Annotated in this window: 19 protein-coding genes; 18 read left to right on the top strand and 1 reads right to left on the bottom strand. The window is 33.6% G+C overall.

The features are described 5' to 3' along the window. Positions 1–51: 51 nt before the first annotated feature. A complete protein-coding gene (locus tag BLS90_RS14665; RefSeq protein WP_091258961.1) occupies positions 52–429 on the bottom strand; it encodes a DUF7793 family protein in 378 nt (125 codons plus the stop codon). Between the two features lie 245 nt (positions 430–674). On the opposite strand from BLS90_RS14665, the gene BLS90_RS14660 reads away from it, so the two are divergent. From BLS90_RS14660 to BLS90_RS14570, 18 genes are all read left to right on the top strand, one after another. Then, positions 675–3,098 carry an aminotransferase class I/II-fold pyridoxal phosphate-dependent enzyme gene (locus BLS90_RS14660; protein ID WP_091258959.1) on the top strand — a complete coding sequence of 808 codons (2,424 nt, stop codon included), beginning with the start codon at positions 675–677 and terminating at the stop codon, positions 3,096–3,098. Next, on the top strand, positions 3,079–3,270 hold the full coding sequence (locus tag BLS90_RS14655; protein ID WP_091258957.1) for a hypothetical protein: 192 nt from the start codon (positions 3,079–3,081) through the stop codon (positions 3,268–3,270). Before BLS90_RS14660 ends, BLS90_RS14655 begins: the two co-directional genes overlap by 20 nt. A 70-nt stretch (positions 3,271–3,340) precedes the next feature. Further along, positions 3,341–4,171: an RteC domain-containing protein gene (locus tag BLS90_RS14650; RefSeq protein ID WP_091258955.1), complete on the top strand. Its 831-nt coding sequence runs from the start codon at positions 3,341–3,343 to the stop codon at positions 4,169–4,171. A gap of 362 nt (positions 4,172–4,533) precedes the next feature. After that, positions 4,534–4,905: a hypothetical protein gene (locus tag BLS90_RS14645; protein WP_091258953.1), complete on the top strand. Its 372-nt coding sequence runs from the start codon at positions 4,534–4,536 to the stop codon at positions 4,903–4,905. 165 nt (positions 4,906–5,070) lie between these two features. Further along, the gene (locus tag BLS90_RS14640; RefSeq protein WP_091258950.1) at positions 5,071–5,289 is read left to right on the top strand and encodes a hypothetical protein; all 219 of its coding nucleotides are present in this window, start codon (positions 5,071–5,073) and stop codon (positions 5,287–5,289) included. A gap of 320 nt (positions 5,290–5,609) precedes the next feature. After that, positions 5,610–5,900 (top strand): helix-turn-helix domain-containing protein, encoded by a 291-nt coding sequence (locus BLS90_RS14635; protein WP_091258948.1) that lies wholly within the window; start codon positions 5,610–5,612, stop codon positions 5,898–5,900. Positions 5,901–6,015: 115 nt separating this feature from the next. Then, entirely contained in the window at positions 6,016–6,849 is an 834-nt protein-coding gene (locus BLS90_RS14630) for a transcriptional regulator (RefSeq protein WP_091258947.1), read from the top strand. A 129-nt stretch (positions 6,850–6,978) separates the two neighbouring features. Further along, entirely contained in the window at positions 6,979–7,602 is a 624-nt protein-coding gene (locus BLS90_RS14625) for a P-loop NTPase family protein (RefSeq protein WP_091258945.1), read from the top strand. Positions 7,603–8,033: 431 nt separating this feature from the next. Then, complete coding sequence (locus tag BLS90_RS14615) at positions 8,034–9,044, top strand: helix-turn-helix transcriptional regulator (RefSeq protein WP_091258941.1); 1,011 nt, start codon at positions 8,034–8,036, stop codon at positions 9,042–9,044. A 66-nt stretch (positions 9,045–9,110) separates the two neighbouring features. Continuing rightward, positions 9,111–11,603, top strand: coding sequence for an N-6 DNA methylase (locus BLS90_RS14610; protein WP_091258939.1), 2,493 nt, complete (start codon positions 9,111–9,113; stop codon positions 11,601–11,603). A gap of 1 nt (position 11,604) precedes the next feature. Continuing rightward, entirely contained in the window at positions 11,605–12,786 is a 1,182-nt protein-coding gene (locus BLS90_RS14605) for a hypothetical protein (RefSeq protein WP_091258937.1), read from the top strand. A 71-nt stretch (positions 12,787–12,857) separates the two neighbouring features. Beyond that, complete coding sequence (locus tag BLS90_RS14600; protein WP_091258935.1) at positions 12,858–14,516, top strand: type I restriction-modification system subunit M; 1,659 nt, start codon at positions 12,858–12,860, stop codon at positions 14,514–14,516. Continuing rightward, entirely contained in the window at positions 14,495–15,691 is a 1,197-nt protein-coding gene (locus BLS90_RS14595) for a restriction endonuclease subunit S (RefSeq protein ID WP_317039424.1), read from the top strand. Before BLS90_RS14600 ends, BLS90_RS14595 begins: the two co-directional genes overlap by 22 nt. Continuing rightward, positions 15,688–16,290 (top strand): hypothetical protein, encoded by a 603-nt coding sequence (locus BLS90_RS14590; protein ID WP_091258931.1) that lies wholly within the window; start codon positions 15,688–15,690, stop codon positions 16,288–16,290. The genes BLS90_RS14595 and BLS90_RS14590 overlap by 4 nt, the downstream gene beginning before the upstream one ends. 30 nt (positions 16,291–16,320) lie before the next feature. Then, complete coding sequence (locus tag BLS90_RS14585; protein ID WP_091258929.1) at positions 16,321–17,607, top strand: hypothetical protein; 1,287 nt, start codon at positions 16,321–16,323, stop codon at positions 17,605–17,607. Next, positions 17,607–18,155, top strand: a complete 549-nt coding sequence (locus BLS90_RS14580; RefSeq protein WP_091258927.1) for a GIY-YIG nuclease family protein — start codon at positions 17,607–17,609, stop codon at positions 18,153–18,155. The genes BLS90_RS14585 and BLS90_RS14580 overlap by 1 nt, the downstream gene beginning before the upstream one ends. Positions 18,156–18,255: 100 nt before the next feature. Beyond that, the gene (locus BLS90_RS14575) at positions 18,256–21,750 is read left to right on the top strand and encodes a DEAD/DEAH box helicase family protein (RefSeq protein ID WP_091258925.1); all 3,495 of its coding nucleotides are present in this window, start codon (positions 18,256–18,258) and stop codon (positions 21,748–21,750) included. 111 nt (positions 21,751–21,861) lie between these two features. Then, on the top strand, positions 21,862–22,842 hold the full coding sequence (locus tag BLS90_RS14570; RefSeq protein ID WP_091258922.1) for a CBASS oligonucleotide cyclase: 981 nt from the start codon (positions 21,862–21,864) through the stop codon (positions 22,840–22,842).

The following is a 22,842-nucleotide window of genomic DNA, read 5'->3' as shown; positions in this document are numbered from 1 at the left end:
AACAAATTCAAATTAGTGATAAAACAGTAGTCCAATAGTTGAGAACAGGATCTAAGTGTACATTTCGAGAAATGCCAGCGCAGCCAATTCTTCAGTGAAAAATTTTGTGGGAACCCGTGGTTTGTTGATTGTGATATAAAAAGACATAATGCTCAATAAGACAGTATCGTTTCCTATTAAACTAACAGCTTTGGTTAACACAGAACCAGATTGGGCCAAATAATCTCTGGCAGCTTTGTCAGAATCCATTATTCCACGAATATCACATAAGACTGGATATGCTTTTTCATTTTGTACTAGTATTCGATCGGCTACTACAAGTTGAGCAGCTTTTAAATTAATGACAACATTAGGCTTATACTCAAAATAAAAAATATCATTCTGAATCCAGAATAGAGCAAACTCATTCTCATGATAATTATCTATCATTTTTATATAGATTTAAAAATAAAAACGGCACAATTTACCAAAAAAAATATTAAAAATCATACAAAACAAACACAAAACAATACAATTAGCCATAAATAGACAAAAAATTATCTAATCGGGATTATAAGTTATCTCATAAGGATTATTGTGTAATCAGAAGACATTAGTTTTATTATTTATTCAGATTTTTACCTAAAAATAGTACTCCTAAAAATTAATATCAAATAACCACATCCCTCAAACAAATGGCAAAAATCAAACACAACAATTTCATTGATACAGTCGATGAAGTAATCTCAGGAGCAAAAAAAGAAGGAGTACTCCATTTGTATGCCGAAGATCAAATATTGAATGGACGAACGCTACAAATAAAAGGCAAAAAAATGTTTCATTTTGGTACAACAGGATACCTGGGACTCGAACAAGACATCCGATTAAAAGAAGCAGCAATAGCAGCCATCCAACAGTATGGAACACAATTCCCCCTTTCCAAAACCTATATTTCTAATCCGTTATATAATGAGCTGGAATCAAAAATCGAGAAAATGTATGGAATACCTCCCATTATAACCAAGAACAGTACGCTTGGTCATCTAGCAGTAATCCCAACAGTAGTAAGGGATGAAGACGGGGTGATTCTAGACCATCAGGTGCATTGGAGTGTACAAAATGCCTGTCAATTACTCAAAATAAGAGGTATACCAGTTGAAATGATCCGACACTGTAATTTGAATATGCTGGAAGACAAAATAAAACAACTTACTACGCGATGCAATAAAATATGGTATATGGCAGACGGTGTATATTCTATGTTTGGCGATTTCGCACCCATAACAGATTTGATGCAACTATCCAAAAAATACCCGCAACTACACCTTTATTTTGACGATGTACATGGTATGAGTTGGCGAGGAAAAAATGGAACTGGATATGTCTTGGACATTTTAAAAGATTTACCTGAAAATGTATTACTATTTGGAACTTTGAGCAAAACATTTGGTGCTAGCGGAGCGACATTATTGTGTATCAATGAAAAATTACGTGACAAAATCAAAAACTTTGGTGGACCTCTTACTTTTTCAGCACAATTGGAACCGGCTTCAGTAGCAGCTGCAATTGCATCCGCAGATATTCATCTTTCTCCCGAAATCACAGTATTACAATCCGATTTATCCAATAAAATAGAATATTTCAAATCATTATTGGAAAATACCACGCTTCCAATGATTGCCTTAAACAATTCTCCGGTATTTTTCTTGGGAACCGCTATGCCTTTGACAGCTTACAAAATGGTACAACGACTATTTGACGAAGGTTTTTATGTAAATCCCGCAATATACCCCGCAGTTCCAATCAAAAATACAGGTATTCGCATTACCCTTTCGAGACACAACCAAAAAGAAGAAATAAAAGCATTAGTGAAAGCAATGGAATACCATTTCCCAAAAGCATTGGAAGAATCGGGTAATTCGCAACACAAAGTAAATAAAGCTTTTGGCGTAGTAGAAACGATTTCTACTATTGGAAATTTACAGCCAAAAACAGACTTAAAATTACAGTATGAAACTTCCATAGAAAAAATAAACAAGCAAAATTGGAATGAACTTTTAGGCGGACAAAGCACTTTTGACTGGGAAGGTTTATGTTTCTTGGAAAATGCTTTTACAAATACAGATTGCCCGGAAAACAACTGGGACTTTCATTATTATGTAATCACAGACAAAAATGGAATTCCCATACTGGCAACTTTTTTTACTTTCGGACTCTGGAAAGACGATATGTTAGCTTCAGAATCCATTTCGCTTCAACTGGAAGAAAAAAGAAAACAAAATCCATTATACCTGACTTCAAAAGTCTTGGGAATGGGCTCCTTATTTACAGAGGGCAATCATTGTTACATCAATAAAACACACCCATTAGCAGAAGAAGCCATAATGCTTTTACTGGAACAAGTGGAAACATTGTACCATCAATTAAACGCAGATATACTCGTTTTAAGAGATTTCGAAGAAGACGAACAATTGAATCGTATATTCCACAATCAGGGTTTCTTAAAAATAAACATGCCCGAAACCTGCATCATACAAAATAACGAATGGAATAGTATCGAGGAATTTTCGGCTTCTCTTTCTTCCCGTTCTAGAAAACATTTTTTGAAAGAGGTACTTCCTTTTGAACAGGCTTTTGATATTGTAATAAAAAATCAATTAACAAACGAAGAATTAGAGCAGGCATATAAATTGTATGAAAATGTAAAAAATAACAATCACGCCATAAATACATTTACCTACCCCATAGAAGTATTCCAAAAAATGGAGAACCATCCCCAATGGGAATTCATACTTCTATATTTAAAAGAAGAAATTTCAACCCCATTAGTCGGAATTCTATTTTGTTATAAAAATATGGACTCCACCTTTGTACCAGCTTTAATAGGAATGGATTATACCTACGCCAAAGAATTCCAGCTCTACCGCCAACTCCTTTTTCAGGCTATCAAACGAGCTCGAGAACTAAACTTAAACAAAATTGATTTTGGAGTATCGGCAACTTTCGAAAAAAGAAAACTCGGCGCTACAATAATTCCAAAAGTCGCCTACCTTCAGACAAGAGATAACTTTTCAATGGAATTAATGGGCACACTTCAAAATGAAGACAAAACACGTTAAAACAATACAGGAAATAAAGTCTAAAAATACAGTCGTCAGTTCGAGTGTTTTTCATGGAACAAAATGGAATGGAAAATGTATCGAGAACCGCTTTAGTTCTTCACTGTTTTGTCCCGACGAAAGAGGGATCACATCAGTCAAACCTTTGCCATTAAAACAACAAACATCATAAAAAGATAAACGAATCAAGCCTTCGCTCCCTCTCCTTCGGAGAGGGCTGGGGAGAGGATAAAAACCCTACTATGTTCAAAAACACTATTGAAGATTTTAATTATAAAATAAACTCGATCATTAATTCCGAAGAAAACCATCTCAAAAAAGCAACTGATGGCATTAATTTATGCAACAAAACCTTAGCAAACCTGAAAGAAAAAGTCGAGCAAAACGATTTCGAAACAACACCCGACGAGATTGATTTTTTCAAAAACACCAAACCGCTTCCAATGAGTTATCTCATCTATTTTACCGAAGTCCATTCTTGTGAACTACGCAAACCTAAAGCGGGAACATCCTACCAAATCGAGTTTCTGGAGAAAGAAATGCGAAAAATCAATAAGTTCTTTTCCCGCAATTTAGATTTTGTAAATTATATGGAGCAAGGATACACCTATATCGATCATCAGTTTTTCACAAGAAACCCTGGCAATAGCTTTCCTTTCACTCCTATGACCGATTATTACCAGTATCCCGAATTCTCCTCCTCACATGATATGCTCTGGGCGAAAGTAAAAGCAATGTACCGCTTCATCCATTATATCCGGGAAGCAATGCAAAAACTCAATGCTGGAAATGCCACACTATTTGAAGAAAAAAAACACAAAGTATTACTATGGACAGCGCCCAAAACGGCGCTAGCCGAATTAATCTATGCCCTTTACTCCAATGGAGCATTAAACCATGGAGCGGCCGACATAAATACAATAGCTTCTTCATTTGAAGATTTCTTCAACATCAAAATAGACAATATCTACAAAACCTACTCAGAAATTAAAGATAGAAAAAGCAGTAAAACAAAATTTTTGGAAGAATTGATGCTGAATCTACAGCAAAAAATTCACAAAGAAGACGAATGATGAAAAGTCGGAACCCAATCGGAACTCCGAAAACTAAAGCAATCGAAAACTGTTATCTCATTGGGCATAAAAGTCCACCACAGCACCTTCAGATAATTTTACAAACACAAAACATCAACTAAGCAACGCCTTTAAAAGCCATTTTACAAATGTGCTATTATACCATTTAAGTTTAGGATTTACTGTAAAATAAAATAGAGATTTTTTTCTTTATTAGAAAAAGAAAAATTAAGCATAGCTGGGCTACGGTTTATTTTTATTTTGAATAAGAAAGGGAAAAAGAATGTTTTATTACGGTAAATGCTAGGCTTAAATGGTATATAGGTGATTGCTCTATTTATTAGCCTTTAAAATTTTATAATATGTCAAATTTTACAATAGATTTTTTCGAACTAGCTTTTCTCGTAGAAGCTTGTATTCCTCCAAGACCAATCGCAAGGTCAATGTTTTTCGATGATGTAAGCGACAAACATTATCATAAAATGACCAAAGAGGAACGCCTACGATTATTTGAATGGATTAGTCCAAAATTGGATTTAGAGAATGAAAACTGCCGTTATTTTTACGCACGTTTCAATCCTAAAAATCAATATTTAGTCAGTTGTTTTCACGATGGTAAAGCACAAGTAATAGAATGTTTTAGATTTAACGAAAGATACTGCACTTCAAAAAACAAATTTGTAAACCCAGAGTATATCAAAAGTTCATCTATAGTGAATTCAATTCTCTTGTAATAATCGCTAACGGAAAGGAGCTTCAAGAAGTAGAAATTAAATAGGTCACAACTTTTATAAAGCACCAATAATTACAAAAAATCACTAATTTTTAAATCCCAAAATACAACCCATATTTTGTAAAACCTTAGCTGTTATCAGATGTGGTTATGAACGATAAATATTATGAGTGCAAAAACAAAAGCAAAAGAATTGGTAAAACAGATGTATAAACATCAATGGAGAGCCGATGCAAAAGAATTTAGAGAAGCTAAAGAATGTGCCAAAATAGCAGTTGATGAAATTTTAAGTTTATTGACTCTTTACAACGAGGAAAATGCATTTAATGATTTACAAACAAAAAAATACTGGAACCAAGTAAAACAAGAGATTGATAAACTATAAACAAAAAGAAGATGGTTCAACAGAATTAATTACTATTTCTGACGGAAGGAACAACCAATCAAGCAGTTTTAGCAGTTTTAAATTGATCGGATATACATATTGATGCATTCTTTTTTAGAAATATATACTCTTGAAATACGAAACTGTAAACACAGAAAGAAAAAAATAAAACTAAACAAGCCCCAAAACACGCTTTTAAAAATGCCGAAATGTTAAATTACTTCGGTACTACGAAAGCCATGGGGATAAAAAATAAATAAAAGCAAACAATTTTGTAACACAATAGCGCTAGAAAATTAACAACTTAAAAACACATTAAAATGGCAGCAACAATTATCACAACAGAAGATTTGATCGAATTCAAAAAAGAGCTTTTAGAGGAAATCAAAAAAATCTTTGAATCGCAAACCACAACCCAAAACAAAAAATGGTTAAAATCTGCTGAAGTACGGGAGCTCCTAAACATTTCTCCAGGAACACTTCAAAACCTCCGCATTAACGGAACACTTTCCTACACGAAAATCGGCGGAACTATGTATTATGACCACACTGATATTGAAAAACTTCTAAACGGAAATAAAGTGAATGCCCTTCCTGTCCTTTTCAAGTAAAGTCATTATGAGGAGCAAAGCAATCTAATTCCGTTTTACTTTTCACCATTCACCACTCACTGTCATCCTGAGCTTGTCGAAGGACACTTTTCACTACTCACTATTCACTAATAAAATGAATTACATAAAACACCTAACCGGATTCTTCGACCGCATAGTCCACGATCGAAACCTCAACCCTACTCATATCAGTTTATACATTGCATTATTCCAATTCTGGAATATAAACCGTTTTAAAAATCCAATAAGCATAACCAGAGATGAGGTGATGCGCATCAGTAAGATTTGTTCCAAAGCAACCTATCACAAGTGCATGAGGGAATTAAACGACAAAGGGTATCTCAAATATGAACCCTCATTCAATCCATATAAAGGCAGTATGGTCATACTTTTCAATTTTTCAGAAGACTTAAAACCCGTTCAAAAAAGAGCAAGCAAAAACGAAAAAATTTTACCAAATACTGAACAGGTAGTGAACAAGAGAGGAACAAGTAATGAGACAGGCACTGAACAAGCGCTAGTACCTTCTATAAACTATATAAACAAAACAAACATTTCAAATGATTTAAACTTGGGTGAGCAATCCCAAAATTTTGAAAATGACAATTCCGATTTAAAAATTCAAAATGATAAAAATCAAAAAGAAAAAAGTTCCGCGAAAAAAGAAAAAGAAGGTTTTGTCACTTCGAGCGCAGTCGAGAAGCCAACAATCGAAGACGTCAAAGCATATTTTCTCAAACAAAACTTCCCGGAACTCGAAGCACAAAAATTCTTCAATTATTTCTCCAGCAACGGTTGGCTCGTTGGTGGCAAAACCCCAATGATTGACTGGACAGCAGCTGCACAAAACTGGATGCTGAACGCAAATAAATTCAACACCAATGAAAAACCAAACAGAGCAAAACACCTCAATACTTCAACAGAAAAAAACTATGCAGAACCTCTTTAATTCCCCTCCTCCGGAGGGGTGCCTGAAAGGCGGGGTGGTAAAACTTGAAGCCTCACTTCGAATGATTTTTAAGTTTTTTCCTTAAAAATTATTTCGTGAAGCTCACTAAATAATTTAAAAACACCACAAATGCAAACAGAAATAAAATCCCATTACAATTACGAAGAAGTAATCATCTGGCTCGAAAAGAAAGGCATTGAACTCTACGGAAACCATTTCAAAATCCTTGAAAATGACCATCCCATTATTTTCAGACTCATTGCCTATTTTCTAAAAGACGAGCCAACTTGTTTTCAATTCAATATCAACCTCAACAAAGGAATTATGCTATCTGGCCCAGTCGGCTGTGGAAAAACATCATTATTAAATTTAATGAAATACCTAACTCCCACCGAGCACAAATTTTTCGTTAAACCGTGCCGGGACATCAGTTTCGAATTTATCCAGGACGGCTATGAAATCATCCACAAATACAGCAAAGGAAAACTCTACCAATCCGAACCAAAAACAATTTGTTTTGACGATTTAGGTACAGAAAACAACCTAAAATATTTCGGAAACGAATGCAACGTAATGGCAGAAATCCTATTAAGCCGTTACGAATTATTCACAAACAAAAAACTACAAACCCATATCACCACCAATCTATCCGCAACCGAAATCGAAAATCAGTATGGTAATCGTGTAAGAAGCAGATTAAGGGAAATGATAAACCTCATAGCTTATGATAAGGATATAAAAGACAAGCGCTAACGTCATTGCGAACGCCGTGAAGTAAGCCGTTGTATCCCTATGCGTATTCCGATAGCTCTGAAAAAGGTTTTTTCTTCAGAGGATTCCGATAGATTCTGTGTTGATTTACAATCAAAACATCAATTTTGTACAGCTGGCACAAATGCCGGATAACAATGAGGAATTGATTCATTTGTATGATTTACAAAGCTATATTGATACTTTCAATCATAAAAATTAATCCAATAGATAACACTATTAAATACATTAAATCGAAACCTTACGTTTTCAAAAAAAAAAGTGAAATTGTATAAATCAAGCACAAAGAGTCCCTTACAATATTGATAACCAGTACAAAAAATGAATAGGTTATATGAGTTGAAATTTTTAGTTTTACAAGTTGATTGAAATAACACCTTTTGGTTAAAATTCAATTTAATTAGAAAAGTAAAATGTTCACAACCAAGCATCAAATAGTAAGATACAATAAGCTCGACAGATGTTTTCAAAACCTCGGTAAAGAATACAGTATCGACGACCTGCTTGATGCTGTAAATGAATCTATCATAGAATTTGATTCAAAAAGTTCTGGAGTTGAAATCAGAACTTTGAGAAAAGACATTAGTTTCATGCGAAGTGAATCAGGATATAATGCGCCTATTGAAACCATTAAAGGTTCAAATGGCATAAATTACTATCGTTATTCTGATAAAAGTTTCTCTATCAATAGCAGTCCATTAAATGATACAGAAGCTCAGCAATTAAAAAATGCAGTTTCCATTTTACAAAGATTTGAAGGCAGCCCGGAATTCGAATGGGTAAATGAAATAGCGCCGTTATTGAATGACAAATTCGGATTGAAAAATCAAGATCAAAAAGTAATGTCTTTAGAGTCGAATATCGATTACAAAGGATATAAACACATAACACCATTATTTAATGCGATAATTAACAAGAGTGTAATTAAGGTAAAATACGAACCTTTCAATACACCAGAATACACTGTAACTTTTCATCCATACTTCTTAAAACAGTACAATAACAGGTGGTTTGTTTTCGGATATAACGAGTTCAATCAAAACCAACATTGGAACCTGGCATTAGACAGAATTAATGGAGACATCGAAAAGACTAATGAAAAATATAGAGAAGACACTACCGATTGGGTAGATTTCTTTGACGATATAATTGGAGTTTCTAAAGACCTAAATAAACAATTAGAAGAAGTGAAATTGATATTTAGCAAAGAGCAAGCACCTTATATCGATACTAAACCGCTGCACTGGTCTCAAAAAACAAAATTACTTGAAGATGGTTCTTTAGAAGTAAGAATCAAGGTAATGCTAAACTATGAACTGGAAATGAGAATTCTTTCTTTTGGTGAAAAAGTAAAAGTGATAGCGCCTGAAGATTTGGTAACAACAATTTCTAACAGAATAAAACTGCTAAAAGAAAGGTATTAATTCACTGTGCACTACTTTTGCACAGTTAGTCATGAATTTTGCAGAGTAATAATAAATAATTAAGTTATGAGAGAGCAGAATTTTAATATTAAAGAAGTAAATGAAATTTCAAATCAAGTTTGGGGAATTTTTGATATCCTAAGAGGTTCAATTTCCACAGAAGATTTTATTGTTATTTTCTTTTTTTTATCTGCGCATAAAGATAATTTGTTGGTTGAAGCAAGAAATAGCGAATATATTGGCGATATCAATTATGACGTAATTGATTGTATATATAGAAATGACAATTACAAAAGATTAATTGAGGTGTATGGCCCAATTATTAAGTCGATGCCTTCGCAAAAATTAGAACAAATTCTTGATTTTCTGATTGGTCTAAATCAAAATGAAATCAAAGAGCATTTCTCTGAAATTTTTGATAATTTATTGTATCGTTTTTCAGCTGCACAAGGAAAATCTTCTGGTGAATTTATCCAACCAGTAGAGATAAGTCGATTTATTATGAATTTGGCTGACTTACCAGACAATGCTACTGTATATAATCCATTTGCCGGTTTAGCATCATTTGGTACTTTCCTAAATAAAAGCCAACGCTATTACGGACAAGAAATCAATCCTAGAACTTGGGCTTTAGGAAAACTTCGTTTAATGGCGCATGAACTCGATGATTCAAATTTTAGTTTGGATGATTCAATTGAACATTGGAATAATTTTGGCGAATTTGATTTAATCGTTTCTACCCCACCTTTTGGCATGAAAATCCCTAATCATTTATCTAACGAAAATGGTTTAACTCTTGAAAGATATATAATTGAGCGTAGTCTTAACAGGCTCCCTAAAAATGGTAAACTCATCTGTGTTGTATCACAAGGTTTCTTGTTTAGAGGCGGAAAAGAACAAAGATTTAGAGAAGAATTAGTCAAAAATGGCCTAATAGACACGATCATTTCCCTTCCTTCAGGATTACTGAAGCATACAGGTATTCCGACATGCATTGTGGTATTCAAGAAATCTCAATCTCATAATGGTTTCATTCGTATTGTCAATGCAAACGATTTTGTTATTTCTAAAGGCCCACGTGACAAACGTTTGGAGGATATCAAATTGAGTAAAATGATAGCTCAGGATAGTGAAAATGAATTTGTAAAATTTGTTTCCATTGATAAAATTTGTAACGCAGATTACAATCTGAATGTACAACGTTACTTTGCGAAAGAATTCCATGGTGTTGTATTAGTTCCAGAAATAGCTGAATTTTTTAGAGGAACAAGTGCTTCAAAAGGAGAATATGGAAAGTTCATACGTATTCGTGATTTAAAGGATGATGTCGTTGATTGTATTTTAAATTTGGAAAGTATTGAAAAAAAAGAGCTTCATCTTCACGGAATCAGAAAAATTGAAGAATCTTGCCTATTACTTGCAACAAGGTGGAAAACACTCAAGCCTACCTTTTTCGAATTTGAAGGGGAACCAATTTACATTGCAAACGACATAATTGCTCTCAAAATCGATGAAACTAAAGTAGACATCTACTATCTCATCAATGAATTACATGCAGATTATGTCGGAGAGCAAATGGGAAGCTACAGAACCACCGGTGTAATTCCTATTATTAAAAAAGAGGACTTGTTCAATGTTAGAATACAATTGCTTTCAATACAAGAACAGAAAGCGAAAGTTAGTGGGATTTTGGAACTCTCTGAACAAATCAAAAAATTACAGAGGGATAAGGAGCAAATTTTAAAAGGAATTGACAAGCAAGAAGTAGAAAGTTCCACTTCCCTAAGTCATATTTTAGGAAAACCGCTTTTAAGTATAGGTTCGTCTTTAGATATCATACAAGATGCATTGGCAAAAGTTGACATAAACTGGAAACAGGTTATGGTAAGTGAAAGAAAAAAATTCACGCTTGAAGATGCTTTTACATCTATAAGTAAAAATTTAGATTTCATTCAATCTTTGGTTGATGAAAATAAATCGATAATTAACATTTCTCATTTCGAGATTACAGATATCAATTTGTTGACATTTATAAAGAATTATACTAAAAACGCAAGTAATAGTTCTAAAGACAATGTTCAAATTATTCTTGACATTCACAATGATGTTCTGGAACAATTCGGAAAAAAGATTATGGTAAATGCCAATGAACAAAAACTTACAATGGTGTTAAATAACATTATTGACAATGCAAAACATCACGGTTTTCTTGATACTAATAAAAATTACAAAATTAGTATTGAACTAGTTCCATTTACAGAAACTGTAGAAGTGGCCGAAAAACTCAATTATGATATTCTAGAATCTGAATCTTATATAGAAGTTAAAATATCTAATAATGGAAAACCTTCCCCAAAAGATTTTAAATTAGAAGACTATATTCGAAAAAATTTCGGTGCTGGAAACACTAAAAATAAAGGACTTGGTGGCTACGAAATCAATGAGATTATAAAATCACATAATAACGGCAGAAAGGCCTTAAATATATTTTCTGCTGATGTTGATTCAGAATACAATACAACCATCTCGTTCTTATTACCAATAATACAAATTAATTAATATGAGTAAGACTTACAATATATTATGGATTGATGATGATCATGATGATGTAGCATTTGAACCTTTTCTAATTCAAGCAGAAACAAAAGGGATTTTGATTGATGGTTTTGCATCATTTGAAGAAGGATTTCAAGAACTAGAAAGCAGACTAAATCATTATGATGTTATTTTATTAGACGCTTTGTTTTTTAAAGACAAGACATCCGAAACTGTGAACTCAGTTGGTTTAGGTAATGCAATAAGAAAAATTAATGAATTGAAGTCAAGGAAAGTCTTTCCGTATTTTGTGCTTTCCGGCCAAACAAACTTTACTGAGGAAACCAATCCAATTCTAGAAGCTAACGAGATAAAATGCTACAATAAAAAGAGTCCACAAGATGTCAAACAGCTATTAGATGACATTATCGAAGCAGCTAATAATCAATTAGACACTCAAATTAGGCATGAGAACCATATAATATTTGAAATCTTAAAAAATTATGATACTGAGGTTTCAAAAACTATTCTCAAAATTTTAGTTGGAGTAAAAAATGGAGCATCTAACTTTGATGATGAATTATACTTCACACAAATTAGAATAATTTTAGAACATATTTTCCGAAAAGCAAACGATATAGGTCTTTTACATGATGTATGTGTGCAAAAAAGCGGCAACCAAGTTAATTTAACCGAGGCAAGTTTATTTCTATCTGGCTTAGATACTAAGCATCTTAAAGTACGATGTAAAAACATACACTTCCCGAAAATCATTGCAGAAAATGTAAAGAACATTATATTTATTACAGGTGCTGCTTCTCATACATCAAACGTTGATATAAATCAAAACATAGATGTACAAGAGTATAGAAAAAAGTTAAAAACCCCTTACTTACTATACAGCTTAACCTATCAATTGATAGATATCTTGACTTGGTTCGAAGAATACTCTCAGCAAAATTCTGACATAAATGCCAATAAAAAACTTTGGGAAGGAATAGAATTTGACGAAAACAATAATAAATTTGAAACGGGTGAAATAGTAAAAATTGCCATGAATGGTTGGGCAACTGTTAATTGCGAAAGACTTAATAAAAACATAAGTGTTTTTAAAGACACTGTTATTCAACTATCATTAAAAGAAAAAAGTCGTATCAAATTTATAATAGACGAAAAACTACAAGCTCGAGAAATAGAAATTATTTAAACCAATTTACAACACCCTCATATTGCTACTCAAACATTACCTTTACATCCCAAAATAACAAACACGAATAAATGATCACCGGAGAATTAAAAACACAAATAGATGGCATCTGGAACACTTTCTGGACAGGAGGAATTTCCAATACCATTACCATAGTAGAGCAACTCACCTACCTTATCTTTATCAAAGATCTTGATGAAACCGAAACCCGTAACGAGCGTAAAGCATTGCGCGGTTTTAAATACACCCCACTTTTTGCAGTATACAAAGGGGAGAAAGATGAAGTAAACCAACAAAATTTCCGTTGGAAAAACCTGAAAGAAATGGATGTAAATGCACGCCATAATATTTTCAGTAACACTGTTGACGGTGTTTTCCCGTTCATCCGTTCTTTGGGTAAAGATCAAAGTCTATTTAGTACCTATATGAAAGGAGCTACTTTTGGCATTTCTAAACCTTCGGTATTAGACCAGGTCATGGAAAAACTGGAACGTATCGATATGACTAATCAGGATACAAAAGGAGATATTTACGAATACCTGCTTTCTAAATTAGAAGGCGGTGGAACTGCCGGACAATTCCGAACTCCACGCCATATCATTAAGTTGATGGTAGAATTAATGCAACCTTCATTAGAGGATACTATTTGTGATCCATCTGCCGGTACTGCGGGTTTTCTGGTTGCCGCCAAAGAATACATAGACAAGCACAATGAAATGACGGAACTCGACAAGAAATCCGAGCATATCAACAAAACCATGTTCAACGGGACGGAGTTTGATGCCACTATGCTTCGTATTGCATCAATGAATTTATACCTGCACGGTATAGAAGAACCTAATATTGTAGATGTGGATGCAGTCTCTAAAGACAATACAGTTTCTAATGCTTATACCCTAATGTTAGCAAATCCTCCATTCAAAGGAACTATAGATAAAGAAAGTATTTCAGCAGGATTAAAAAATGTTACTGATACCTCAAAAACAGAATTATTGTTTTTAGCACTAATGCTTCGCCAACTCAAAAAAGGAGGTCGCGCAGCAGTAATTGTGCCAGATGGAGTACTTTTTAATAATAGTAATGCACATAAAAGTATTCGTAAAGAAATTATTGAAAATAACAAATTAGAAGCAGTTATATCAATGCCTAATGGTGTTTTTAACCCTTATACACCTGTAAGCACAGCTATTATTATTTTTACCAAAACTGGTTCTGGTGGTACAGATAATGTTTGGTTCTATGATATGTTGGCTGATGGTAAATCACTTGACGTAAAACGAAATCTTTTAGTTGATGAAGATTTGTTTATGGATTTTGCCTTTGGTAATTCATTAGAAAATGCAGATGAGGAACTAAAACGTAGTGTACACAATAAATTCAATTTACCTCAAATACTCGACCATTACCGCTATTACAAAAGTGATTATTTCAAAAAAATGCACGGTAAAAACGGTGAACTATTACAAGTTAATGATGTACCTGAGAACCTAGCTTTCAACCATTTTATGGGAGAAACACTAACCCACGATTATAGCGATAGAACGTCTCAAAGTTTTATAGTACCATTCAACGAAATCAAAGAAAATGATTGGGATTTATCGATAAACCGTTATAAAGAAATTTTTTACGAGGAAGTGAAATATGACGAACCTAAAGTAATCCTGCAAAGGATTAATGAAATGGATGAAAAAAGAGTTGAACTTAAAAAATTATTATTATCAAAAATCTAATTCCTATTTCAGATTACATAGAGCAAATAAGAGGTGTAACTTATGGAAAATCTGATGTTTCAGAAATTCCTGTTGATGGCTACATTCCAATTTTGAGGTCTAATAATATTAAAAAAGCTTCTATCGATCTTGACGATTTAGTATATGTTAAGGCGAATAAAGTAAATAAAAAACAATTTTTACTTAAAGGTGATATACTCATTACAGCATCAACAGGTAGTATAAAAATTATTGGTAAAAATGCATTTTGTGAGGAAAATATAAATGCTTCTTTTGGTGCGTTTTGTAAGGTAGTTAGAGCCAAAAATGTGCATAGCTCATATTTAAAACATTTGTTTCAATCTCCTCAATATTTTAGTTACATACAAAATGTTGTAAATGGTTCAAATATAAACAACATTAAAAATGAACATATAAACAACTTTAAAATTCCACTTCCCTCACCAGAAATTCAAAATAAAATCGCTCAAATTCTAGATGATGCAGCAGCTTTGCGTAATAAAACAGAGCTATTAATAAAAGAATATGATGTTTTAGCTCAATCCATATTTTTAGATATGTTTGGCGATCCAGTTACAAATAAATTTAGATTTCCAAAAGGAACCATAAGAGATTTGGTAAAAGAAGCTAAATATGGAACTAGTGAAAAAGCAGGTGACGAGGGACAATATCAATATCTTAGAATGAATAATTTAACTTATGCAGGGTATATGGATTATTCAAGTATGAAGTATGTTAATATTCCTGATAAAGATTTACATAAATATTTAGTAGAAAAAGGAGATTTATTATTCAACAGAACTAATAGTAAAGATCTTGTTGGCAAAACATCAATTTTTGATTCTTCAGAACCTATGGTTATTGCGGGGTATCTTATAAGAGTTAGGTTTAATCAAAAAGCAAATCCATTCTTTGTAAGAGCTTATCTAAATTCCAAATATGGCAAGTTGGTTTTAAGAAATATGTGCAAGAGTATTGTTGGTATGGCTAATATCAATGCCCAAGAATTACAAAATATTATGATTTTACATCCACCTATTGAACTGCAAAACCAATTCGCAGAGAAAATAGCCTTAATTGAAAAGCAAAAAGAATTGGCCAAACAAGAGCTCAAAGAAAGCGAAGATTTGTTTAATTGCTTGTTACAAAAAGCGTTTAAAGGAGAGTTGGTATGAGTAAAAAGAAGCAACAAGAATATTTATCAATAATTGATATTATTATAGGGGTCTTTGCTGTTATTGGAATTATATTTTTCATTGGCGAACTATTTGAAAAAAGCAAGGAGTCAAAAACAAAAGAAATAGATACCATACCGGAGAAGAGCATTGATAAAAAGAAAAGAAGATTAAATGAAGTGGAAACAAATATTGAAGTGTTAAGTCCACGTCGTAATCAATTAGATAACACTGAAAAGAAAATCCACTTATGGTCTAGAATTATAATAGCAGTTGGATTTATTGGCATCAACTTAGGCTATTTATTTTACTCAAATTGGATATTTGATTTAGGGAGTCATTTGAATTTAAATGGAGCTATTGCGTTAGTGTATACTTTTTTTGGTTTTATTATTTATGGAAGTCCTGATATATTGGTAAAAGAAATAAAAGAAAAATCTAGAAATCGTCTTAAAAGAAAGCACATACATATTCTAAGTGAATTAGAAGGTTTTGAAAAGGAAAGAGAGGTTTTATTAATTGAGATAAAAGGATTAGAAGTCGTAGAACAGAATAATTTAATTCTAATTGAACAACCAGTAGAGGCTGCAGGATTGTAACATAAAAGTATTTAAAGGAGAATTGATATTATGAACAGACACCTCAACTTATTCAAAACTTATACAAAAGAAGATAGAAACTATCAATTAGAAAACGACCTAACCAGAGCATTTGCTGTCACCTTACTGGAAGACAATCTCTTTTTACACGATGTGCTTAAATATATTTTAGAACATAAAAAGGATTGCTATCATAGTTTATTTGACGACTTTTCAGGAAAGCAACCCATAACAATTGATATTCAAAAACGAGTTACACATTTAAATGATTTTGAACATTTATTTGCCGTCAGTTTAAGTGATTATCCAATGGATTTAGAGCATTTTTTTAATCGAAATTATGATAAAAATTATGATCCCATAACTGATCTGGTAATTAGTATTGATAATGTCACCATTATTATAGAAGTGAAACCAAACAATCAAAATTGTACGGCTCAACTATACAATCAGGCTTTTAATGCCTTAAACCAATCTATTTCTCCTGAAAATGTAACTCCAGTCGATTTAAACTGGAACAAATTAATGGAAATCACACTAAGAGTAGCCAATTTTGAAAAAGCGATAGCTAAACCTTCTCGCTTTGTGACAGATTTTATTCAATTTATACAAATTCATAATTACCGTTGGCTACCTCAAACCGCTTTACATGCACTAAGTATAAAAGGAGATAGTAACAGAATAAAAGATAGAATCGAAACGGCAATAACCAATTCGGAATTTAAAAAAATAAACGGAAGGTTAGGTTTTGAATGCGATGTGCATTGGGCAGATGAAATTCTTTTCGATTTTGATAGTACTAACGAGACATTTGAAGCTAGAATTTATCCCGGAAACACAAAAGGACAAGGATATCATATTTTTCCTCAGACGGGAGAACCTATTTTTAAAAAGCAATTAGAATTAGATGGCATTAACTATGAAGTAATCAAATCCTATCATATCAAGTTTACCAGTTGGAAAAGATACTTTACGGGCTTATGGGCAGCTGAAAAGGACATAAAGAATTCTTTTTATACCCGTACAAACTTTAATACTATTTCAGGGCGTATAAAAAACAAAGATTGGAATAAAATTGAAGTATTTTTCGATAATCATTTTGAAACTCATTATGATTGGAAAAAATATTGTGATTGGAACAATAAGGTTTTAAAATCAGGTAAGACACAATTTGATTTGTCTTTGGGTTATGAATTAAAAATTTCAATTCCATATAGCATAATCCAAAATATTGACCGAGATAAAAACGACTTAAAACCGTTGATTACATTCTTGGAAAATATCAAAAATGAATTTGAATCAGTTTTAATAAAGTAATGAATTACGTCCAAGAAAAATATCCAGAAGGTTTAGACAGTTTACTGAAAGATGCAGATAAGGCCGCAATCAGTATTGTGGAGAAATTAAACGCACTAAACTGTAAAAGAGTTGGTGATTTGTATGATATAGTCAACGGTAAAACAACAAGAAACAAAAAGGAGTTTGACGAATTGGGCTATACAGCAAATGAGTCTAATGAATTCAAAGGATTGTATATTTTTGGAGAAGAAAAAGACGGTCGTGTTATTCCAGTTTATGTTGGCATTAGTCGCACCGTTTTTAGAAGATTACGACAACACGCATGGGGCAAAAACCACAATGAATGTACCCTAGCTTACTTGAAAACCAGAGACAAATGGAAGAAAGAAGGTAAAATAACAGATAGAGCAAGTATCACAAACGAGGATATGACCCCAGCAAAAAAGGTAATTCAAAATTACAAAGTCGTTTTGCATTCAGTACCAAAAGATTACGATTTATATTTTTTAGAAGTAGTATTAGCAGGAAAATTCAAAACAAAATGGAATAGTTTCAGAACACATTAGTATCTTAGTCGTATGAAATGTGCTTTCCAGAAGTATGATGCTGAGAGCACATAAATGAAGCAAATTACATTTGACCATAAAGAACAAATCGTAACGACAAATGAAAACAAACTTTCAGTTTTTAGCACAAGAATGGTCTGCCTTTTTCGAAAGAAGCCAAAAAGCAGAACAATACGCCATTACAGATCCACGTACTTCGCTGACCTACGCGCGTATGGCGTTGGAACTGGCTATCAACTGGATGTTCAATAACGATTCCGAACTACACCTCCCTTTTGACACTTCATTAAATTCATTAATGAAGCATCACGAATTCAAAGAACAATTTCCGCATAAGTTGTATAATGAAATAGACCTCATCCGCAAAGTGGGGAATCTGGCCATACACAACAAACCTGTTTCGGATACTGATGCAGAGCAAATTATATCCAATCTGTTTTATTTCAGCAAATGGTTTGCAAAATCTTATTCAGTAAACGATCTAGGTCCATTAGAAATGTTCGATTGGGAATTGGTGCCTACAGAAGGACATGATACCCTTTCACAAAAGCAATTAAAAAGTGTTCAAACGCAGTTTGACAAAGAGTTAACTACTTTTAAAACGCAACTCAAAGAAGCTTCCGATAAAAATAAGCTGTTAGAGCAAGAAAATGAGCTATTCAAAAAGCAAATTGAAGCTTTACAAACCCAAATAGAAGCCAACAAACAAGAAGCCAATACCGATGATGCCGTACACCACCCGCGCAACGAATATGAAACACGAAAGTATTTTATAGACGTCTCCTTGCGTGAAGCAGGATGGGATTTGGCGGGTATAAAAGACCGGGAATTCAAAGTACAATACATGCCTTCATCAACCAATGCCTCTGAAACGGGTTATGTAGATTATGTATTGTGGGATGATGATGGTTTGCCTTTAGCATTAGTAGAGGCCAAAAAAACATTAGAAAGTGCGAGCAAAGGCGAAAACCAAGCCCAACTGTATGCCGATAGTTTAGAAAAAATGTACGGCCGTCGCCCAGTAATGTATTACAGTAATGGTTTTGAAACCTTCTTGTGGGACGACCAGTTTTATAAATCGGCTCGATTAGTTCATGGTTTTTACACCAAGAAAGAGTTGCAAACACTCATGTACCGCCGTCAGAACCGTGCCGACATTAGAACCGCGGTTATAGACACTAATATAGCCGGAAGAGGCTACCAGTTGCGTTCCATCAAAAGTATTGCAGAACATTTTGCAGGTAACGATAAATCCACAGGAAAACTCATTGGAACCAGCAGAGGCGCTTTATTGGTATTGGCAACCGGTACCGGAAAAACCAGAACCAGTATTGCGCTGTCTAAATTATTACTGGAAGCCAATTGGGCAAAACGAATATTATTTCTGGCCGATAGAAAAAGTTTGGTAAGTCAAGCCAAAGGTAATTTTGTAAAGTTATTGCCCGAACATTCTAGTGTGAATCTCTTAAAAGAAAAAGACAATCCCGATGCACGCTTTGCTTTTTCGACCTATCAAACGATGATGGGTTTAATAGATGGTTCAAAAGTGGATGATAAACGATTTTATGGCGTAGGTCATTTTGATCTAATCATCATTGATGAGGCACACCGATCCATTTACAAAAAGTACCAAGCTATTTTCGACTATTTTGATGCACTATACTTAGGGCTTACGGCAACGCCAAAAAACAGCATTGATAAAAACACCTATTCCATATTTGGTTTGGCTGATAAGTCTCCCACAGATGCATATACCTTTGATGAAGCAGTAGCCAATAAACATTTATCACCATATCGCTCTATAGAAGTACCCACCAAATTCTTGAGAGAGGGCATCAAATATGATGAACTGTCAGACGAAGAAAAAGAAGAATTTGAAGAGGAAATTCTGGACGGTGAAGAAGCGTCTGGTAACGAATGGATACAATCCAAAGAACTAGACGAATGGCTTTTTAATAAAGACACCGCCCGAAAAACACTCCAATTTGTAATCAAAAACGGTATCAAAAAACGGGGTGACGAAGAATTGGGTAAAACCATCATCTTTGCCCGAAATAAAAAACATGCACAGTTCCTAAAAGACATCTTTATGGAATTGGACAAGGAACAATTTGGTAATGACTATGTAAAAGTGATTACGCACGGAGAACCAAAAGCCGAAGAATTCATACTGCGTTTCTGTGACGAAGAAAAAGAAAGATTACCTCAAATCGCAATATCTGTAGATATGATGGATACGGGTATTGACGCGCCTAGTTGTGTCAATTTAGTATTCTACAAACCCGTAAAATCCTATTCTAAATTCTGGCAAATGATAGGCCGTGGTTCACGATTACGACCTGATCTATTTGGTGTAGGAAAAGACAAAAAACGATTTCTAATATTCGATCTCTGCGGTAACTTTGAGTTCTTCAAAGAAAACCCAAAGGGTTTTGAAACCAGCTCTCAAAAAAGTTTATCAGAAGTGGTCTTTGGTCTAAAATTACAATTGGCACAATATTTAAAGGAAGATAAATTCCAATGCGATGCCTATCTAACAGCCTATCGCAATACTTTACTAAACGAACTTCATTCAGAAATAGCAAAACTGGATAAGCACCGATTTGATGTTAAAATGAAAATGCAGGCCGTGTTAGAATATGGCAGCGAAAACCGGGAACTATGGAACCATTTATCAAAGAAAGACGTTCAAACAATACAGGAAATTCTAGCACCATTGGTCCGACCAACCAAGGGGGATACAGACTTAGCAAGGTTTTATGATAAGCTGTTGTATGCACTTATGATTAAGCGATTGGAAACACCAAACACTCCCGAGTTTGTGGGTAGCTTAACTATTCCTATTACAAAAGTAGCCATTTTATCAAAAAAATTACTCAAGAAAACCACCATTCCAGACGTAAAAGAGAAAGAAGGGCTAATCAAATTACCATTAGAGGAAAAATTCTGGGAAACCGATGGCATTCAACACCTTGAAAAAATACGTTCCGGAATCAGAGATCTTGTAAAGTATATCGATCCAATAGACCAAAGATACGTGACTACCGATTTTGAAGATTTTTTAAATGAAGATGAGGTGGTTACTACCGATTTTGTTAATGAAAAACAGGAATCCTATCCATCACCATTCACCAGTAATATTCACCGTCTGGAAGAAATTATCAGAAAAAACAAAGACAACATAACCATTAATAGGATCCAGAAAGGGGAAACGATAACAGCCCAAGAATTAGAATCCTTAGAAACAATACTCTTTAAAAAAGGCATCAAAAAAGACCATATCGAACAGGAATTAGGCGTAAAACTGAACCTAGTCCAATTCATTATATCACTAATTGGCTTATCTGCTGATTGTGTGGATGCCGCTTTCGCTAAATTTATAAACGATTACCAACTGAGTGCGGTACAAATACAATTTCTGGATACGATTAAACTTTTCTTAACCAAAAACGGAAAAATAGATCCTACAAAACTATATGACTCCCCATTTAAAAAGTTTCATAGCTTAGGCATTGATGGTGTATTCAACGAACAACAAGCTGACTACATTTTCAAAATCATTCAAGACTTCAACAACAATCAATCCGGAACTTAAAACACTGTTTTTAAACCCCTTACAAAAACCAGTATTTTTCTCATTTTTACTGTGCACATATAATGCATAGTTCATGCTAATATTTGCAGTGTTAATCTTTAATACTGTAAAATGAAATTAGAAAACAATCAACTATTGTACTTTGTAGATAAAATAAAACTACAGAAGGACAACATGCAGAAGTACCGAGATCAAATAAACAATCTCAAAACAAAGTTAGAAGACAAAATCAAGAATGACGAAAGTAACGGTCTCAAAGTTACCAAATACCTATTGGCAGGTTCGTGGAAAAAACACACCATTCTAAAACTAACAGGAGACAATCCAATCGACATAGATTTAATTCTTTTTGTGGGTGGTGGTGATAATATTCAAAATGATTTAAAAAAACTGCACGACTTCATTGTAAAATATTTACAAGAAATATATCCCCAAAAGGATATCAATCGAGATGTAGATCCTGAAGGAAATACAAAATCAATAACCATTCGTTTTTCCGGTTCTGGACTAGAAGTTGATATTGTTCCAGTGGTTTCAATAAGTAATCCCGAGCGTTATGTTTGGCAGCCACAAAGAGGCGGTGGTGGAAAATACATAACCAGTATAGAAAATCACATTGATTTCTCAATCAGTTTGCGCAAGAATAATCCAAGTTACACCGCTATTGTAAGGTCTTTAAAATGGTGGAAAAATTACAAGGAGCTTAGGCCAACAGATACCGAACCAGGAATCACATCCTTTGCAATTGAATTGATTGTTGCCTATTTAGACGAAACATTAGGTGTAGAAACTAACATTGAAGAAGCAATTATTCGTTTTTTCCAATTTGTTAGTGGATCCAATTTTCCAAATATCAAATTTGATCACGCCATAAATAAGATCCCTACTTATTCCACTCCAATTTACATTGCCGATGATACGAACAATGAAAATAATGCCTCGAAAAAAATTGACAGTACGGTGTGGCAAGAAATTATTGAGCAAGCCGAAGATGCTTTTGACTGCTTAAATTATGCCCAATCAAAGAATAATGAAGGTGCTACGATTGAGGAATGGAAACGAGTATTTGGTCCAACTTTTAATATCAACTAA

Source organism: Flavobacterium omnivorum, assembly GCF_900099915.1.
Taxonomy (GTDB): Bacteria; Bacteroidota; Bacteroidia; order Flavobacteriales; family Flavobacteriaceae; genus Flavobacterium; species Flavobacterium omnivorum.
The sequence above is the reverse complement of the archived record's forward strand: the minus strand, read 5'-3'. Positions and strand labels throughout refer to the sequence as shown.

Excerpts from the sequence above, each read along its gene's own strand:
- BLS90_RS14665 (WP_091258961.1), bottom strand. The coding sequence starts at position 429 with ATGATAGATAATTATCATGAGAATGAGTTTGCTCTATTCTGGATTCAG.
- BLS90_RS14660 (WP_091258959.1), top strand. The coding sequence starts at position 675 with ATGGCAAAAATCAAACACAACAATTTCATTGATACAGTCGATGAAGTA.
- BLS90_RS14655 (WP_091258957.1), top strand. The coding sequence starts at position 3,079 with ATGAAGACAAAACACGTTAAAACAATACAGGAAATAAAGTCTAAAAAT.
- BLS90_RS14650 (WP_091258955.1), top strand. The coding sequence starts at position 3,341 with ATGTTCAAAAACACTATTGAAGATTTTAATTATAAAATAAACTCGATC.
- BLS90_RS14645 (WP_091258953.1), top strand. The coding sequence starts at position 4,534 with ATGTCAAATTTTACAATAGATTTTTTCGAACTAGCTTTTCTCGTAGAA.
- BLS90_RS14640 (WP_091258950.1), top strand. The coding sequence starts at position 5,071 with ATGAGTGCAAAAACAAAAGCAAAAGAATTGGTAAAACAGATGTATAAA.
- BLS90_RS14635 (WP_091258948.1), top strand. The coding sequence starts at position 5,610 with ATGGCAGCAACAATTATCACAACAGAAGATTTGATCGAATTCAAAAAA.
- BLS90_RS14630 (WP_091258947.1), top strand. The coding sequence starts at position 6,016 with ATGAATTACATAAAACACCTAACCGGATTCTTCGACCGCATAGTCCAC.
- BLS90_RS14625 (WP_091258945.1), top strand. The coding sequence starts at position 6,979 with ATGCAAACAGAAATAAAATCCCATTACAATTACGAAGAAGTAATCATC.
- BLS90_RS14615 (WP_091258941.1), top strand. The coding sequence starts at position 8,034 with ATGTTCACAACCAAGCATCAAATAGTAAGATACAATAAGCTCGACAGA.
- BLS90_RS14610 (WP_091258939.1), top strand. The coding sequence starts at position 9,111 with ATGAGAGAGCAGAATTTTAATATTAAAGAAGTAAATGAAATTTCAAAT.
- BLS90_RS14605 (WP_091258937.1), top strand. The coding sequence starts at position 11,605 with ATGAGTAAGACTTACAATATATTATGGATTGATGATGATCATGATGAT.
- BLS90_RS14600 (WP_091258935.1), top strand. The coding sequence starts at position 12,858 with ATGATCACCGGAGAATTAAAAACACAAATAGATGGCATCTGGAACACT.
- BLS90_RS14590 (WP_091258931.1), top strand. The coding sequence starts at position 15,688 with ATGAGTAAAAAGAAGCAACAAGAATATTTATCAATAATTGATATTATT.
- BLS90_RS14585 (WP_091258929.1), top strand. The coding sequence starts at position 16,321 with ATGAACAGACACCTCAACTTATTCAAAACTTATACAAAAGAAGATAGA.
- BLS90_RS14580 (WP_091258927.1), top strand. The coding sequence starts at position 17,607 with ATGAATTACGTCCAAGAAAAATATCCAGAAGGTTTAGACAGTTTACTG.
- BLS90_RS14575 (WP_091258925.1), top strand. The coding sequence starts at position 18,256 with ATGAAAACAAACTTTCAGTTTTTAGCACAAGAATGGTCTGCCTTTTTC.
- BLS90_RS14570 (WP_091258922.1), top strand. The coding sequence starts at position 21,862 with ATGAAATTAGAAAACAATCAACTATTGTACTTTGTAGATAAAATAAAA.